The organism is Mycobacterium sp. P4_H6 (assembly GCF_056400845.1).
In genome coordinates, this window is the sequence record NZ_JBFUKN010000071.1 from 1 (window position 1) to 15,218 (window position 15,218).

Below are 15,218 nucleotides of genomic sequence, written 5' to 3' on the forward strand. Positions count from 1 at the left end.
CTACCTGGGTTCCTCCGGGCTGACGCTGCTGCGCCGCGATTACGACCCGGTCGACGAGGGCAGCACCGCCCAGGCGGTCGCCTATCTCGCCAGCTCACCGGCCGCCCGCGCCACCCATGGGTGAACGGCTGACGCGCCTGCTGCGGCCCTATGACGGTGAGCCGCCACCGGGGCTGTACGGGAAGTCCTCGGATCTGCTGATCCGGATCGCCGGCACGGCGGTTCCGCACTTCCTGTCGGTGGTGACCCGCCTCGGCGGTGACAAGGAGCCTCCGGAACTCCCTCGCCGGACCCACCGCCGGGCCGTGGTGATCAAGGAGCGTAAGCACGTCGCCCGCGACCGTGATGTCGTCGCGTTGACGCTGGTGGCGCCCGACGGCGGGGATCTGCCGCAATGGCACGCCGGCGCCCATATCGATGTGCACCTGCCGTCCGGGCGGACCCGGCAGTACTCGCTGTGCGGGGACCCCGACCAGCCGGACCGGTACCGCATCGCCGTGCGTCAGATCCTCGGTGAAGACGGTGCCTCGATCGAGGTGCACGGCCTGAGCGTGGGCCAGGTCATCGAGATCAGCGGCCCGCGCAACGCCTTCATGATGCCGCTGCCGGGGTCCGGATCCCGGTCGGAGCGGCTGCGTTTCATTGCCGGCGGCATCGGGATCACCCCGATCCTGCCGATGGTGCGCCTGGCCGACCGTCTCGGGATGGACTGGTCGCTGCGCTACACCGGACGGCGCCGCGACACTCTGCCGTTCCTCGACGAGCTGGAGGCGTTCGGCGACCGGGTGCGGGTGCTCACCGATGATGTGTCCGGATTACCCACGCCCGCAGATCTTCTCGATGACGTGACGCCGTGGACGGCGGTGTACGCCTGCGGGCCGCCGCCGATGATGGACGTGGTGCGCGGCGCCGTCCCGGATCGCGCCGAGCTGCACATCGAGCGCTTCTCACCGGTACCGGTGGTCGACGGCAAGCCGTTCGAACTCGAGCTGCAGCGCAGCGCCGAGGTGATTGCGGTCCCCGCCGACCGGAGTGCGCTGGCGGCGCTGCTCGCGGCCAGGCCGGACGTGAGCTACTCCTGCCAACAGGGATTCTGCGGCAGCTGCGCCCAGCAGGTGGTGACAGGCGAGATCGAGCACCGCGACCGCCTGCTGACCGACGAGCAGCGCGAAGCCGGGCAGATGCTGCTGTGCGTGTCGCGGTCCGCCGGTGGACGGCTGGTGCTCGACCTCTGAACGGCTACAGCTGCAGCTGCCCGCCGTCGGCGGCGAGTTCCGCGCCGGTCATGTAGCTGCTCTGGTCCGAGGCGAGAAACAGTACGGCCGAGGCGATCTCGTCGACGTGGCCGAGACGTTTCATCGGTACCCCGGCGGCCATGCCGTCCAGCAGGGCCTGCTGCTCCTCGGCGGGAGCCAGCCCGGCCAGCCCGGGGGTTTCGATGGGGCCGGGGATGATGGTGTTGACCCGGATCTTGCGGTCGATGAGTTCGGCGGCCCAGGTGCGTCCGAGCGATCGGATGGCGGCCTTGGACGCGGCGTACATCCCGAACGCGGGCACACCCTCCGACGCCGCGGTGGAGCCGGCCAGCACGATGGAGGCCCCCTCGTTGAGCAGGGGCAGCGCCTTCTGCACGGTGAAGACGGTGCCGGCCACGTTGCGGTCGAAGGTGTCCCGGTAGTGCTGAACGGTGACGTCGGGCAGTGCGGCGAAGTCACCGCCGCCGGCGTTGGCGAAGATGACGTCCAGACCCTTTCCGTGCGCGCTGATTTCGGCGGCCAGCGTGTCGAGGTCGTCAGGATTGCTGATGTCGCCCTGTACGCCGCGGGCGTTGTCGCCGATCGTCGCGGTGGCCTCGTCGAGGCGGGCGCGGTCGCGGCCGGTGATGAAGACGTAGGCGCCTTCGGCGGCGAAGCGTTGGGCGGTGGCCAGACCGATACCGGAAGTTCCTCCGGTCACCAGTGCGGTCTTGCCCTCGAGTTGTCCCATGGTCGGGCTCCGTTTCCTATGAGGTTCGTGCGGTGTGCCCGGTGCAACATAGGTGATGTGTCACCTATTCCTGGGTCAGGATGGTCCACAGCTTGACGATGCGGTCCTCGGCGATCTCGGCGACGTCGAACCCCGAGGCCACCGCGGTGTCATCCGGGGTGCGCACCTCCCAGGCGAGAAAGCCCAGCCCGCGGGTCTGGCGGACGGGACCTGCGGCGACGAAGTGCAGTCCGGGGAGTTTTTCCTGCAGTTCGGCGGCCTTGGCGTCCAGTGCCGCGTGACCGGTGGCGACGCCCTCGTCATCGAACCACTGCACATCGGGGGAGTAGGTGCCGGCGATCGCCGCGGCGCGGCGTTGCGGGTCACGCTCATCGAAGACGGCGAGCAGGTTGGCTTCCATCAGGCGGGTGATTGCGTCGCTCATGAACGGCCTCCTTTGGGTGATATTTCACCCAATGCTAGCCCGGGGCGGGCGGTAGCGAGCTGTTCAGGTTGAGATTGACGTGGATATGTTCCAGCGCCGCGGTGAGCGGGGCGAGCAGGTTGTCCGGCAGCGGATCGAAGAACAGGCTGCGCACCAGGTCGACATGCGCGGGGGCGGCCTCGGCGATGGCGGCGCGGCCCTGCTCGGTGAGCACCACGTTGCTGGTGCGACCGTCCTCGGCACTGGGCCGGCGCTCGGTGAGGCCGCGTTCCTCCATGCGGCGCAACTGATGTGACAGCCTGCTGCGCTCCCAGCCGATCTGGGCGGCCAGATCACTGATGCGCATGGCCTGGTCGCGGTTGCCGCTCAGCGCCACCAGCACGTCGTAATCGGACAGCGACAGCTTCGAGTCGGCCTGCAGCTGGCGGTTCATCTCGTAGTTCATCCGCAGCTGCACCCGCATATAGGCGACCCAGGCGCGCTGCTGTTGCGGCGTCAGCCAACCCCGCTTGGGTGATGTGTCCCGCTTTTTCGCCGTCACCCCTACAGTGTGGCCGATCCGCGGACGGTCAGTAGGACCAATAGGAGGTCGCGGGAGTCCTGGTCCTCGGGAGTGTCGTACAACTTGTCGCAGGCCAGCTTCACCAGTCGGCGCCAAATGGCTTGCGACACCCCCGCCTGGGCGCCGAGCAGCCCGCTCAATCGCTCCAGCGCGCCCGCGTCATCCGGGTCGCGGTACACGGCGTCGCATGCCGCTTGGATCTGCTGTCGCAGTGCCGAATTCACGTCTCTATCCCCCGCCTCACAGGTCACTCACAGGCGACCTATATGTGCATATTGCATTACCCCACACTGATATGGCAATACTGGACACTTGTATGCCGAACCAAGACTGCCGTATTGTTGTCGTGGTGACTGGCACTGTGTTCCTTCGGGAGTCGACACCCGCCGAGCCGTCCAGTCGGGAGCGCATACTGGCTGCCGCCATCAAATCGTTTTCGCGACAAGGCGTTTCCAATACGCCGCTGAGGGCGGTCGCCRATGCCGCCGGCGTCAGCGTCGGGCTCGTGCAGCACTACTTCGGCAACAAGGCCGGCTTGACGGCCGCAGTCGACGAGTACGTGCTGCGGGTCTTCGGGGAGGTCCTCGAATCAACACCGCTGCCGGAACCGCCGGCCGATCACTCCGTCGAACTCCGCGGCCGATTCGCCCGGCTGTTCCACAAATATCCCGAGGTCACGGACTATGTCGCGCACGCCCTGAGCCAGGGCGACGAGATCGGCAATGTCATCTTCGACGGGCTGCTGCGCATCAGTACCGAACAGGGCGAGAAGTACGCCGAGCACGGACTGGTCCGGTCGGACCTCGATCTGCTGTGGGGCACCATCAACCCGTTGATCCTGCGCGTCGGTGCCACCATGCTGCGCCACCACATCGAACGGCATATCCCCGAACCGTTCTATACCGTCAGCCAGTTGAACCGGTGGGACGAGGCGGTGACGGGCCTCATCCGCAAGGGACAGTTCACCGCGGAAGCAGCCGACCTCTAGACGGTGGGCGCTCAGCGAATCAACGAGGTGCCACTGCACCCCCAGGAAGAAGCGTTTCGGATCCTCGATGCCCTCGGTGATGCCGTCCAGCGCGCGGGCGGCGACCACCAGTCCGCCGCCGAGTTTGTCCACCGCCTGGTGATGCCCGTTGCGTGCGCTGACCCGGCCGGTGCCCAGGATGGCCGCCAGTCGGGTGCCGGGCATGATGTCGACGGGCTCGTCGACGAACTCCGGCTCACCCGGGGCACCGTGGTGCAGGGCGTAGTCCTCGATATCGCCGATGAGGGTGCCGCCGCGGAACACGTTGAGCAGCTGGGAACCTCGGCAGATCCCGAAGATCGGGCGGTCGGCGGCCTCGGCCGCGGCGATGGCGGCGAACGCATCGCGGTCGGCGCGGCCGTCCACCCCGTAGGTCGTGGGGTGCGGGGTGCTCATCCCGTAGCAGGAGTTGTCGACGTCACCGCCGCCGAGCAGCAGCAGTCCGTCGAAATATGCTGCCGACGAGGGATTGTCGAGCGGTGAGGTGGTGTCGAAGAATTCGAAGTCGGCGCCCAGTTCGATCAGGGTGGTCAGTGCGACCTTGGTGAACCGCTTGACCAGGGCGACGTCGGCGTCGCTGATGTCCGGGTAGTTCAGCGAGGCCAGCACACAGATGTGGGCCCGCGGTACGTCCGATGCGGGCAGGTCCGGCAGGACATCCGGCAGGCGAACCAGGACGGTCATCGATTGGCCTTTCGTTTGCGAGCACGATCGACCAGGTCGGCGAACAGCGCTGCGTCGGTGGGGGAGTCGGCGTGCCGGTCCTCGGGATGCCATTGCACCGCGAGGATATCGGCGCGGCGGTGCTCGACGGCCTCGATGACGCCGTCGGCCGAGGTGGCGGTGACGGCGAGGTCGCGTCCGAGCCGGTCGATGGCTTGGTGGTGGTAGGAGGAGACCTGGATGCTCTCGGCGCCGACGATGGTGTGCAGCCGGGATCTGTTTTGGACATGCACTTCGTGAATGCTGTTGTGGTGCATGGCTTCGGGCAGATGCTGGTGCAGGGTTCCGCCGAGCGCGACGTTGAGCACCTGCAGTCCGCGGCAGATCGCCAGTACCGGGATGCCGGTGTCGAGCAGCGCGCGGATGACGCCCAGCTCGAAGTCGTCCTGGAAGGCGACGGTGTCGGTGGTCTCCGGGGCGGGCTCCGCGCCGTAGCGTTGTGGTTCCACGTCGGCGCCGCCGGGCAGCAGCACCCCGTCGAACGCCTCCAGTCGCTGCGGCATTTCGGCGAGCGGGTCGGCGGCCGGTCCGTGCAGGATCACCGGTTCACCGCCGGCCGCCCACACCGCTTCGCAGATCGCCTCGGCGGCCAGGGTCGCCGAGAAGCGCAGAATCGGTACCTGCGCGGCCCGGCGACCGGTGACCGCGATCAGCGGGCGCACGGTCAGAATGGGTAGTCCAGGGTCGGCAGGTGCTGGGTCCACACCTCACGCAAACGCCCGGAGTCGATGAGTCGGCCCAGTGCGCCGTCGATCTCGGCCAAGGTGTCGGGCCGGTCCTTGGACACCGCGAGGCCCCACCGGTTGGCGGTCTGCACGGTGAAGGCCAGCTCGTAGTCCGGATGGGTGGCGCCGAGCGGCACGAACACCACATCGTCGTCGACCACGGCGTCGACATCCTTGGCCAGCAGCGCGGCCAGCATGTCGGCGTACACGTCGTCGCTTCCCGCACCGAAGGCAACCGGCTCGGCGCCGGTGAAGGTCTGGGCCAGCGCCATATTGGTGCTGTTCTCGATGGCGGCGACCTTGCGGCCCACCAGATCCTGCGCGGAGTGGATGTCGTCGCCGCGCCGGATCAGCACGCCCTCATGGAAGATCGCGTACGGGCGGGTGAAGTCGACCTGGGCCTGGCGTTCGGCGGTGATGCCCTGCCCGCACAGCACGGCGTCGGCGTCCCCGAGCTGCACCGCGGGAATCATGTCCACCCACGGCACCCGCACCCATTCGACCTCGCGGCCGAGTTCGGCGCCGAGCGCCTCGGCGACACCGGGTTCATAGCCGGTGCGGCCGGTCTCCGGGGTCCACAGCGTGAACAGCGGCGGGGCCTCGGCGTCCAGGCAGGCGAGCCTCAATGCGGTCACGGGGCATCATTCCAATACATTTCACGCTCCCAGTCGGTGACGTATCCACAGAATCGGGCCCACTCATCGGTGTGGAAGTCGGTGAGCAGTGCGGAGAGTTTCGGGCCGAACGTCTCGGTGATGACGGTGTCCTTGCGGAAGGCCGTGATGGCGTCACCGAGGGTCAGCGGCAGTGCCGGGAACCGCTCGTCCTGCGGGGTGTCATACGATGAGCCCTGGCACGGCGCACCGGGATCGGTGGCGTTCTTCATGCCGTCCTCGCACGCCGCGAGCAGGATCGTATGGGATAGATAGGGATTGACCGCGGCGTCGGGCAGCTTGTATTCCAGGCGCCCGTTGGCCGACAGCCGCACCGTGCAGGTCTTGTTGTCCAGGCCCCAGTTGATCTTCGACGGCGCGAATTGTCCGGCGTCCCAATAGCGTTTGTAGGAGTTCACCGTCGAGCCGTTGACCAGCATGGCGCCCGCCGAATGGGACAGCAGCCCGCCCAGGGCGTGCTTGCCGATCTCGGAGAGGTGCAGTTCGGTGACCCCGGGGTCGGCCAGCACGTTGACGCCGTCGCGCCACAGGCTGAAGTTGTGGTGGCAGCCGTTGCCCATCATGCCGGTGGCGGGTTTGGGCATGAAGCTGGCCTGGATGCCGAGCTCGCGGGCCACCTGCTTGCAGATCTGCCGGTAGGTGGTCAGCCGGTCGGCGGTCAGGTTGGCGTGGTCGTACATGAAGTTCAATTCGACCTGGAACTCGTCCTCGTAGTCGCCCTCGATCATGTCCAGGCCCAGCGCCTGGGCGTATTCGACCACCTTCTTGACGATCGGGCGGTTCCGCTCCAGGTGCTCGATGTGATAGGCCGGGCTGGATCCGGGCCGGAACTGGGCCTCCAGACCTTCACCCTGCCAGGTCATCTCGGGTTCGCAGCCGGTGCGCAGTTCCAGGCCGGTGCGATCGGTGAACCCGGCGTGCGCCCGCTGCAGCAGGGCCCGGGAGTCACAGGCCAGTTCGATACCGGCGTCGACGGCCAGGTGGTCGGGTTCGTAGAGCCGGCAGAACACCCGGGCGAAGCTGGTGTCCCAGGGCAGCACGGCGAAGGTGTCCAGGTCGGGGATGGCGGTGTACTCGGGGGCGTTCACCCCGCCGGCCAGCAGCACGCCTTCCCGGGTGCCCTGCAGGTTGGCGATCGCGGTCTGGTGCTGCTGCACCCCCTTGACGGCGAGGCGCTCGAAATGCCGGGCGGGGGCGACCTTTCCGACCACCCGGCCGGTGATGGTGATCGCCTGGAAGTAGACGAACTCCACCCCGCGGTCGGCGATGGTCTCCAGCGCTTGGGCCAGGTATGCGCTGGCGGCGTTGGCCTGCCGGTGCGCGTCGAGCGGGGTGGTGGTCATCGGATCTCCTGGGTCAGGGGGCTGGGGTGAAGCCGATGGGAAGGGTGATGGGTCCGGTATTACCGGAGTCGGGAAGCCAGGTGGCGCCGGGCAGTTCGTGCGGGTCGACCATGCGCCGGGCCAGCAGCGGCAGCGCCTCGCTCATGTCGGCGCGGGCGACGAAATGGCCCAGGCAGTAGTGCAGACCACCGCCGAACCCGAAGTGCGGCTTGCGCTCTGCGGTGATGTCCAGGCCGGGCGTGTAGACGCGGGGGTCGGTGCCGGCGGCCTCGGCGTAGAGGTGCACAGTGGTGCCGGCCTTGAGTTCCACGCCCTCGTATTCGAAGTCCTCCACCACCTCGCGGGTCACCCATCGGGTGGTGGGGTTCAGGCGCATGATCTCCTCGACGGCCTTGCCGCCGAGGTCGGGGCGCTCGGCGAGTAGCCGCCACTGGTCGGGATTGGCCAGGAAGGTCTGCATGGCCAGGCCGAGCTGGTTTCGGGTGGTGTCGAAGGCGGCGAAGATGAGCATGGTCAGGCCGTCGCGCAGTTCCTCGTCGGACAGCCTGCCGTCCTCGGGGTCGGCGGCGTTGACGAACGCGGTGACGAAGTCCTCGCGCGGTGTCTTTCGGCGGTCGGCGATCTGGGCGTCGCAGTAGTCATACAGCCGGGCCAGCGCGGCCTCGATCTCAGTGAGGTCGTCCTTGAGGGTGACCGCCATGGCCAGGCCGATGGTGGTGGCCTCCTTGGCGAGGATGCGCCAGTCCTCCTCGGGGGTACCGAGCATGATGGCGGTGACCCGGGCCGAGTACGGCTCGGCGAACTCGGTCATGAACTCGCAGCGGTCGGGTGCGGCGAAGGCGTCGACGAGTTCGCCTGCCAGCGCCTGGAATCGGGGCACCTGCCCGGCGATGAGTTGCTGGGTGAAGGCCGGGGTCATCAGTCGGCGCAGCCGGCGGTGCTCCTCGCCTTCCTTGTTGAGCAGCCAGCTGGCCCACCACTGGGCGAACGGGCCTTCGGTGACGCCGTTGTGCGCGGGCCAGGCGATGCTGCCCTGGCGGAGCTGGCGGCTCTTGAGCAGTTTGTTCATCTCGGCGTAGCGCAGCACCGCGATGCCGTACGGGGTGGTGGCGTACCAGCTGCGTTCGCGGGCGTCGTGCACCTCGGCGGAGGTCAGCGAGAATTCCGGATCGCTCACGTCGAAGTGCGGGATCTCATCGAGGGGGACGGGCGACATCGGGGCTACCTCCAGGGTGCGTGACCGGATGCCTTTAAAGACTCTAGAAATAGAGGCTTAATGTCAAGGGCTGGGAGTTAAGTCTGGGTAACCGCTCGGTCAGCTCGTTGCGATGGCAACGGACCAGCCGTTGCCGAGGGGGAGTTCGGCCACCTCGTGGAACGTGTCGTCTTCGGTGGGCACGGCGTCGAGCCGGGATCCGACCAGCCAGCGCGGGGTGTTCGCGGCGATGACGCGGCGCTCGGTGTTGACCACGACGGCGTCCTCGTCGGTGTGGCGCAACACCTCGATGAGCCGGCGTTCGACGTCGCCGACCACCAGGTCGGCGCCGGCCACGCCGAGGAAGGTGCCGTCGGCGATCACCGGGATGGTCGCGGTGATGGTGTACATGTCCGAGCCGCTGTAGTCGACGTACGGGCCGTAGGCGACGCGCTGCTGACCGCGCTGCGCCAGCTGGTACCAATCCATCTGCAGGTAGTCATAGACGTCGATGCTGTTCGGGTCGAAGTTCAGCCGCAGCCGGGCGACCCGTTCGTTGTGCCGCTGCCACCAGGCCATATAGCGTTCGCGGCCCTCGACGACCGACGGCGCGGCCACGAAACCCATGCCCCACAGGCCGTGCTCGTGCGTGAGGAGTTCGGCGAGCAGGCGCTGCAGCCCGGAGAAGTGCGTCTCGGTGAGCGCGGCCCGCGGCGGGCGGCTGCGCAGCACTTCCTCGGCGACCGCGTCGAGCAGTCCGTAGAACGGTTCGACGGCCTTCGAGGCCTCGGCGGCCAGCTCCTGTGCAGTCATGATTGCCCGGCCAAATTCATGTTCACCGTGGTCAATCGGGCCAGCTGGCTCATTGCGTGGTCCTCGGCCAGCCGGCGTGCCTCGACACCGTTCTCGGCGGCGACCGCCGCGGCGATGGCGTGCTGGGCCTCCACGTAGGCGGCGACGTCGATGTCGGGGCCGACGGGCAGCCAGATCAGGCCGGCGAGCTCGGCCTGCAGGTTCGCTTCGCGCCGCGCCAGCCGCGCGGACTGGGAGGCGACGGCCACCTGAATGTGGAAGCGGCTGTCGGCGCGGATCCGGTCGCCCAGGGTCGCGGCCGCGCCGAGCTGATCGGTGAGCGCGAACAGTCGTCGGACGGCGTAGGGGGCGGCGCGTTCGGCGGCGAGTTTCGCGGCCTGCCCGGCGATGGCGGTGTGCTCGTCGAACAGGTCGCGCAGGTCCGAGGCGCTCATCGCGGCCAGGCGTTCCTTGAGCTGTTCGACCGGTGGGCCTTCGGGTCGGCGGACGAAAGAGCCGCCGCTGCGGCCGCGCTTGGTCTCGACGAGGTGTTGTTCGCGCAGGGTGGCCAGGGCTTCGCGGACCGTCATCGGGGCGACGCCGAACTGGGCGGCCAGGTCTACCTCGACGGGGAGGCGTTCGCCGTCGTCGAGCAGGCCGAGGTGGATGGCCTCGGTGATGCGCAGGACGATTTCGTCGGCCCGGCCGACGGGCGCGTCGGGGGCGACGAGCGGAGACAGCGAGGACACCACGCCTGCCTCCCTCCCCGATGGCCTGACGTCGCAATGTACCGGATCAGTGACGAATTCTGCCGTTTCGGTGACGTCTTAAACAATAGGAATGTAGTTTTTCGCTCACTGGCGATTTCGTGCCCGAAGGAGAGCAGGCTCATGACCACTGCCACGCCACCGACCTCCCGCCCCGAGGACGCTTCCCACTCCGATGACGATGCCGCGCACCTCAACGCGCTCGGCTTCAAGTCGGAGTTCAAGCGGGATATGAGCCCGTGGGCCAACTTCAGCCTCGGGTTCACCTACCTCTCGCCGGTCGTCGGCGTCTACACGCTGTTCGCGTTCGCGTTGGCCACCGGTGGGCCACCGATGATCTGGAGCTTCCTGATCGTCGGTGTCGGCCAGCTGTTGGTCGCGTTGGTCTTCAGCGAGATCGTCGCGCAATTCCCGGTCGCCGGCGGGGTGTATCCGTGGGCGCGGCGACTGTGGGGCAGGCGGTATGCCTGGATGACCGGGTGGGTGTATCTGGTGGCGCTGCTGGTCACCATCGCCTCGGTCACCTACGGCGGCGGGCCGTTCGTTGCCGCTGTCCTCGGTATCGAAGCCACCACCGACAACATCATTCTGTTCGCTCTGCTACTGATTGCGGTCGCGACGGTGATCAACTTCCTCGGCACGAAAGTCCTTGCCAAGGCGGCGATCATCGGATTCGTCGCGGAGATCATCGGCGCGCTGGTGGTCGGCGGCTGGCTGCTGATCGCACACCGCGAGCACAACCTCGGGGTGCTGTTCGACAGCTTCGGCACCGGCGGGGACGGCAACTACATGTTTGCGTTCGCTGCGGCCGCGTTGATCGGCATCTATCAGTACTACGGCTTCGAGGCGTGTGGCGACGTCGCCGAGGAAGTGCCCGATCCGGGCCGGCTGATCCCCAAGGCGATGCGCCGCACCATCTACATCGGCGGTGCCGCAGCCACTTTCGTGTGCCTGGCGCTGATCCTCGCGGTGGCCGACATCCCCGGGGTGATCGCCGGTGAGGACACCGACCCGGTAAGCACCGTGCTGAACGAGGCGTTCGGGCCGTTCGGGTCCAAGGTGATCCTGGTGGTCGTGCTGATCTCGTTCCTGTCGTGCGCGATGAGTCTGCAGGCCGCGGCGAGCCGGTTGGCATACTCGTACGGGCGCGACGGGATGATCATGGGATCGTCACTGTTGTCCAAGTTTTCGGCGACGCGCCACGTGCCGCCCTATGCACTGGTGATCGCGGCGGTGGTGCCGGCGGTGATCGTGATCGGGTCGCGGTTCTCCACAGATGCGATCACGAAGATCATCAGCTTCGCTGCGCTGGGAATCTACATCGCCTTCCAGATGGTGGTGCTGGCGGCGTTGCGGGCCCGGCTGAAGGGCTGGGTGCCGTCGGGTAAGTACTCGCTGGGTCGCTGGGGGCTGCCGGTGAACATCGCGGCGCTGGCGTATGGCGTGATCGCCATGGTGAACATGGCGTGGCCGCGGACCCCGGACGTCCCGTGGTACGACAACTGGATCGTGGCGCTGTCGGCGGTCGTGGTGATCGGAATCGGGTTGGTGTACATGGTGGTTCACCCGGTGGCTGGTCGGAGCACCGCGCCGTACAGCGATGCCATCCCTTCGGGCCGGCGCTGATTCCGCTCGCCGCGCGCGGAAATTTTGGGCTCTCGAGTTGCCCGCCTATGAGCGACAACCGAGCGACAACGGCTCTTCTGTCGTCTTGGCTCTGCGATGATGGCGGAGAAGTGCGAGTGACTCGCGCCTTGGCCGCAGAATGTATGGCATGTCAGCCACATGGCGGGGCCGAGGCCTCGCAGCGTTCCTGGTAGCCGTCGGCTTAGTGTCGGTGCTCGCTGGTTGTGGGACCGACCAACCAGCCGTCGCACCGTCGTCCACGTCCTCTGCCGTCGCTGAGGCTGCTGTGCCGGAATCTCCGTTCCAGACTCGTGACGGAGTGGCCTGGTTGACCGCTGCATGTGGTGGGCCGTCTGTCGGAGATGCATCGCCGAACTCTTGGCTTCCGGGCGCTGCTCCGGTGGCGCTCTGCATTACGCCACCGGGGCGGGATGGCGTTCTGGTCGGTGTGTATGAAGACACCGCAGCGGCTGCCAACGACATCCGCACCATCGGCCTCCAGCACGGCTATGCCACCCGTACCGATGACCATGGGCGCACGTGGGTGTTCGTCGCCGAAGGTTCCGACTCCGCGCCGCTGGCCCCTCTGCAGCGGTTCGGCTTCGAGCTGTCCTAACTCGATGCAGACGGGGTTGTCGGTGGTGGATGCGACTATGTGCGGCTACTTCGAGCCAGGGAGAATGAGATGAAAAGTGTTGTCATAGCGACGGCGTTGGTCGGTGTTGCGATCGCGATGAGCCCGCCCGCGTCGGCTGAGCCGTCGTGGACGATGCCGAACCTGATCGGCATGGACCTGCAGGGTGCGCAGGACGCGATCCAGTCGGTGAGCGGTGGGCAGGTGTGGTTGAGCACCTCCACGGACCTCACCGGTCAGGACCGTGCGCAACTCAGTGACCGAAACTGGCAGGTGTGCAGCTCAACTCCGGCGCCGGGTTCCGCGTTCACCGTGAGCACCAAGATTGACTTCGGTGTGGTGCGGATCGGCTCTGAGGATTGTCCCTAGCCGTCGGGCAGGACGGGCGGCTCGTCAATCCTCGGCGGAGGCTAGTTGGCCCTCGCATGGGTCACGGCGGGATTCATCGTGGCGGGTCCGGCGGCGTCTTCTTCGCCGGTTCCCGCCGCGTGTGCGTTTCTCTGTGGAGTTATCAAGGTGCGTAAAGAAGTAAGTCAGGCAGCGGTGGGCAGGTCGGTCATGGTGCGGCGGGCGTGTGAGCGCAGGTGCGCCGGTTCGGGTCCGGTCGGGTCATGCGGTGGTATGAACCAGGGATGGCGGTCGGCACCGAGGTAGACCTGCCAGCCGCCGTGGTGGATGGCGGTGTGGTGCAGTCGGCAGAGCAAAACCCCGTTGTCGAGGCTGGTAGTGCCGCCATGCTCCCAAGGGGTGATGTGGTGGGCGTCGCACCAGGACACCGGGCGCCCACAACCGGGGTGGGCGCAGCCACCGTCACGGACCGCCAGCCCTTTACGGATATGGGGCGGGAAGAGCCGTTCGCTGCGGCCCACATCCAGTGGTACGCCCGAGTGGTCGACGATCACCGAAGTCAAAGTGCTGTCACAGGCGATCAGCTCAGCGGTCGCGGCGCTGACCGGGCCACCGAACCCGAGGGTGTCCACTCCGTGTTCGGCGGGCCGGATCAGGGTGACGTGCGGGAGCACACCCCCCGACATCGGGCGCTGCGAGTTCGATAGGTAGGTCCGCATGATCTGTCCGAAGGCGTCGGCGCGACGTCGACCGACCGGCCTCGGGTCCAGTGAGCCGTCCGGCAGCGGTACGGGCCGGCACAAAGGATCGAGCGCTGCGATGAGTTCCTCACCGGTGAGCGTATCGAGATCCAGGGCCACGTTGACCCGTCCTTCGTCATTGACCACGAGGGTCATGTCGTTGAGGTCGGTGTTCTCCGCGACCGGTACGACATCCTCGGCCAAGGGTGCCGCGGCAGTCTTGTCGATGGCGATTGTGCGAGCCTTCTTGGCGACAGCCGACGGCGTGGTCTCGATCATCAACTTCGTCACGATCTTCGCGCGGTCGTTGTCGGACAAGGGGACCCGTTCGGTGATGTGAGTGACTCCCTTGCCGATGGCGTCGGCGAATTCGATCCCGACCGCACCGAGGCGCTGCTGCTGAGTCAGTGCCGGCAGGGCGTGTGCCGCACGTCCGACCCGGACCGCCCGCCACGTCGCACCCGGTGACATCCCCAGTTGGGTGAGTAGGTCGGCGCCGGAGCGCAGGTATTTGCGGCCCGGGATACCTGCCCGTTCCGTGGCCGCGACGGCCTGGGCGATCACATGGTCAAACACGTTGCGCGCCGTGACCGCAGCAGCCAGTAGCGCGAGCAACGCTGGTTCATCCACGATGCGGCGCGGAGACTCCAACAGATGACACAGCTTCCGGTCGGCGTCGTCCTCCGGTACGGGTGTCGGGGTGAGATCGTCGATAAGCGCATCGATAAAGGTGCTGAAATGGGTGGCGTCCATAGGGATACCGGCTTTCACAGAAGGTGCGCACAGCGCACGATCAGTCAGTACAGCCCGACTGGTCCCCGAAGGGGCAGTCGAACCTGGCGGCGACCGTAGTCGCGGTCTGAAGCTCACCGGGTGAAGATGGGAGCCACGTCGCATTCGAACTTGTGTTCGATAGTACGCCGGAAGTGCAACCTGTGCAAGGGTTTCAGAATCAGTACTTCGGTGACGGTTCGAGGTCGGCGAGCCGGACGCCTGGAGTCGGTGATGCGACACCGAGGATTGAGGTAGAGGAAGTCGAAGTACTTGAGGAGGACTTCGAGCAGATACCTCATCAAGTCATCTCGAAACTTCTGACCGCTAAGTGGACCGCGGCCATACTGGAGCCTTGGCCAAGCATCGGCTCTACGACTCCGTAATTCCGACCTTGACTATCGCCTCGATCTCGTCCACGGAACTCGACATGAGGTGACTGAAGATCGTGGCTGACGGCTCCATCAATACGGCACTTTCGGCCCCGAGTCGGAGTTCGTAAATCCCCGTAATCACTTCCACGGCCGCGACACTGGAATCGATTCCGCGTGCATGCAGCTCCGGGCCAAGCCCGGCCAAGTGCAGTGTGTTCCTGGCGGTGGAGGACCACTGCCACATGAGAAATTTCTCGGCAAGTCCATACGATGAGAACTTCGCGACGTTCTCGCGTAACTGACCACGATCGTCGACCGTGTCGACAACCCACCATTCGGCATCTTCGCGGAGGTGCACCGAATACTCACTGGATGTGGAGCGGATTTCGTTGTCAGAGAGCCGATCCGAAACTTTGCGTTCTTCTAGCCCGCACAGCGGCGCCCAGAATAGCCAGTTCCTGGTGAGGCGAGCGAACATATCCTGACGTGTCATGGGTTCGTTCATGT

Annotated in this window: 17 protein-coding genes and 2 pseudogenes; 6 read left to right on the plus strand and 13 right to left on the minus strand. The window is 66.7% G+C overall.

Translation table 11 applies throughout. The features are described from left to right. A pseudogene (locus tag AC1DTF_RS23835) lies at positions 1 to 124 on the plus strand (metal-dependent hydrolase); the annotation flags it as partial. After that, on the plus strand, positions 117 to 1,235 hold the full coding sequence (locus tag AC1DTF_RS23840) for a PDR/VanB family oxidoreductase (protein ID WP_477475859.1): 1,119 nt from the start codon (positions 117 to 119) through the stop codon (positions 1,233 to 1,235). The pseudogene AC1DTF_RS23835 and the gene AC1DTF_RS23840, both read left to right, overlap by 8 nt. Positions 1,236 to 1,239: 4 nt before the next feature. On the opposite strand, the gene AC1DTF_RS23845 is transcribed toward AC1DTF_RS23840, so the two are convergent. The 4 genes from AC1DTF_RS23845 to AC1DTF_RS23860 form a co-directional block, all read right to left on the minus strand. Then, positions 1,240 to 1,986: an SDR family oxidoreductase gene (locus tag AC1DTF_RS23845; RefSeq protein WP_477475860.1), complete on the minus strand. Its 747-nt coding sequence runs from the start codon at positions 1,984 to 1,986 to the stop codon at positions 1,240 to 1,242. A 64-nt stretch (positions 1,987 to 2,050) separates the two neighbouring features. Next, on the minus strand, positions 2,051 to 2,410 hold the full coding sequence (locus tag AC1DTF_RS23850; RefSeq protein WP_477475861.1) for a nuclear transport factor 2 family protein: 360 nt from the start codon (positions 2,408 to 2,410) through the stop codon (positions 2,051 to 2,053). Between the two features lie 34 nt (positions 2,411 to 2,444). Beyond that, a complete protein-coding gene (locus AC1DTF_RS23855; RefSeq protein WP_477475894.1) occupies positions 2,445 to 2,873 on the minus strand; it encodes a MarR family winged helix-turn-helix transcriptional regulator in 429 nt (142 codons plus the stop codon). 80 nt (positions 2,874 to 2,953) lie between these two features. After that, entirely contained in the window at positions 2,954 to 3,196 is a 243-nt protein-coding gene (locus AC1DTF_RS23860; protein ID WP_477475862.1) for a hypothetical protein, read from the minus strand. 92 nt (positions 3,197 to 3,288) lie between these two features. Between AC1DTF_RS23860 and AC1DTF_RS23865 the strand changes: the two are divergent. After that, positions 3,289 to 3,510, plus strand: a pseudogene (locus tag AC1DTF_RS23865) (TetR family transcriptional regulator); the annotation flags it as partial. Between the two features lie 51 nt (positions 3,511 to 3,561). On the opposite strand, the gene AC1DTF_RS23870 reads toward AC1DTF_RS23865, so the two are convergent. The 7 genes from AC1DTF_RS23870 to AC1DTF_RS23900 form a co-directional block, all read right to left on the minus strand. Then, positions 3,562 to 4,683 carry a gamma-glutamyl-gamma-aminobutyrate hydrolase family protein gene (locus tag AC1DTF_RS23870; protein WP_477475863.1) on the minus strand — a complete coding sequence of 374 codons (1,122 nt, stop codon included), beginning with the start codon at positions 4,681 to 4,683 and terminating at the stop codon, positions 3,562 to 3,564. Beyond that, a complete protein-coding gene (locus AC1DTF_RS23875; RefSeq protein ID WP_477475864.1) occupies positions 4,680 to 5,384 on the minus strand; it encodes a gamma-glutamyl-gamma-aminobutyrate hydrolase family protein in 705 nt (234 codons plus the stop codon). The genes AC1DTF_RS23870 and AC1DTF_RS23875 overlap by 4 nt, the downstream gene beginning before the upstream one ends. Positions 5,385 to 5,386: 2 nt before the next feature. Beyond that, complete coding sequence (locus AC1DTF_RS23880) at positions 5,387 to 6,082, minus strand: ABC transporter substrate-binding protein (RefSeq protein WP_477475865.1); 696 nt, start codon at positions 6,080 to 6,082, stop codon at positions 5,387 to 5,389. Next, positions 6,079 to 7,464: a glutamine synthetase family protein gene (locus AC1DTF_RS23885; protein ID WP_477475866.1), complete on the minus strand. Its 1,386-nt coding sequence runs from the start codon at positions 7,462 to 7,464 to the stop codon at positions 6,079 to 6,081. Before AC1DTF_RS23885 ends, AC1DTF_RS23880 begins: the two co-directional genes overlap by 4 nt. Positions 7,465 to 7,477: 13 nt before the next feature. Then, entirely contained in the window at positions 7,478 to 8,680 is a 1,203-nt protein-coding gene (locus AC1DTF_RS23890; protein ID WP_477475867.1) for a cytochrome P450, read from the minus strand. A 99-nt stretch (positions 8,681 to 8,779) separates the two neighbouring features. Further along, the gene (locus tag AC1DTF_RS23895; RefSeq protein ID WP_477475868.1) at positions 8,780 to 9,472 is read right to left on the minus strand and encodes a cache domain-containing protein; all 693 of its coding nucleotides are present in this window, start codon (positions 9,470 to 9,472) and stop codon (positions 8,780 to 8,782) included. Beyond that, positions 9,469 to 10,203, minus strand: coding sequence for a FadR/GntR family transcriptional regulator (locus AC1DTF_RS23900; protein WP_477475869.1), 735 nt, complete (start codon positions 10,201 to 10,203; stop codon positions 9,469 to 9,471). Before AC1DTF_RS23900 ends, AC1DTF_RS23895 begins: the two co-directional genes overlap by 4 nt. Before the next feature lie 138 nt (positions 10,204 to 10,341). Between AC1DTF_RS23900 and AC1DTF_RS23905 the strand changes: the two genes are divergently transcribed. From AC1DTF_RS23905 to AC1DTF_RS23915, 3 genes are all read left to right on the plus strand, one after another. Beyond that, a complete protein-coding gene (locus AC1DTF_RS23905; RefSeq protein WP_477475870.1) occupies positions 10,342 to 11,844 on the plus strand; it encodes an APC family permease in 1,503 nt (500 codons plus the stop codon). 448 nt (positions 11,845 to 12,292) lie between these two features. Continuing rightward, complete coding sequence (locus tag AC1DTF_RS23910) at positions 12,293 to 12,460, plus strand: hypothetical protein (RefSeq protein ID WP_477475871.1); 168 nt, start codon at positions 12,293 to 12,295, stop codon at positions 12,458 to 12,460. Between the two features lie 69 nt (positions 12,461 to 12,529). Continuing rightward, complete coding sequence (locus AC1DTF_RS23915; RefSeq protein WP_477475872.1) at positions 12,530 to 12,847, plus strand: hypothetical protein; 318 nt, start codon at positions 12,530 to 12,532, stop codon at positions 12,845 to 12,847. Between the two features lie 164 nt (positions 12,848 to 13,011). Here the strand turns inward: AC1DTF_RS23915 and AC1DTF_RS23920 are convergent, their stop codons facing one another. Next, entirely contained in the window at positions 13,012 to 14,319 is a 1,308-nt protein-coding gene (locus AC1DTF_RS23920; protein ID WP_477475873.1) for a DUF222 domain-containing protein, read from the minus strand. Between the two features lie 390 nt (positions 14,320 to 14,709). Continuing rightward, complete coding sequence (locus AC1DTF_RS23925) at positions 14,710 to 15,216, minus strand: hypothetical protein (protein WP_477475874.1); 507 nt, start codon at positions 15,214 to 15,216, stop codon at positions 14,710 to 14,712. Between the last annotated feature and the right edge of the window lie 2 nt (positions 15,217 to 15,218).

Bases quoted from the DNA above. Each gene is read 5' to 3' on its own strand.
- AC1DTF_RS23890 (WP_477475867.1), bottom strand. From the start codon at position 8,680: ATGTCGCCCGTCCCCCTCGATGAGATCCCGCACTTCGACGTGAGCGAT.
- AC1DTF_RS23850 (WP_477475861.1), bottom strand. From the start codon at position 2,410: ATGAGCGACGCAATCACCCGCCTGATGGAAGCCAACCTGCTCGCCGTC.
- AC1DTF_RS23840 (WP_477475859.1), top strand. From the start codon at position 117: ATGGGTGAACGGCTGACGCGCCTGCTGCGGCCCTATGACGGTGAGCCG.
- AC1DTF_RS23870 (WP_477475863.1), bottom strand. From the start codon at position 4,683: ATGACCGTCCTGGTTCGCCTGCCGGATGTCCTGCCGGACCTGCCCGCA.
- AC1DTF_RS23855 (WP_477475894.1), bottom strand. From the start codon at position 2,873: ATGCGGGTGCAGCTGCGGATGAACTACGAGATGAACCGCCAGCTGCAG.
- AC1DTF_RS23920 (WP_477475873.1), bottom strand. From the start codon at position 14,319: ATGGACGCCACCCATTTCAGCACCTTTATCGATGCGCTTATCGACGAT.
- AC1DTF_RS23925 (WP_477475874.1), bottom strand. From the start codon at position 15,216: ATGAACGAACCCATGACACGTCAGGATATGTTCGCTCGCCTCACCAGG.
- AC1DTF_RS23885 (WP_477475866.1), bottom strand. From the start codon at position 7,464: ATGACCACCACCCCGCTCGACGCGCACCGGCAGGCCAACGCCGCCAGC.
- AC1DTF_RS23915 (WP_477475872.1), top strand. From the start codon at position 12,530: ATGAAAAGTGTTGTCATAGCGACGGCGTTGGTCGGTGTTGCGATCGCG.
- AC1DTF_RS23845 (WP_477475860.1), bottom strand. From the start codon at position 1,986: ATGGGACAACTCGAGGGCAAGACCGCACTGGTGACCGGAGGAACTTCC.
- AC1DTF_RS23905 (WP_477475870.1), top strand. From the start codon at position 10,342: ATGACCACTGCCACGCCACCGACCTCCCGCCCCGAGGACGCTTCCCAC.
- AC1DTF_RS23895 (WP_477475868.1), bottom strand. From the start codon at position 9,472: ATGACTGCACAGGAGCTGGCCGCCGAGGCCTCGAAGGCCGTCGAACCG.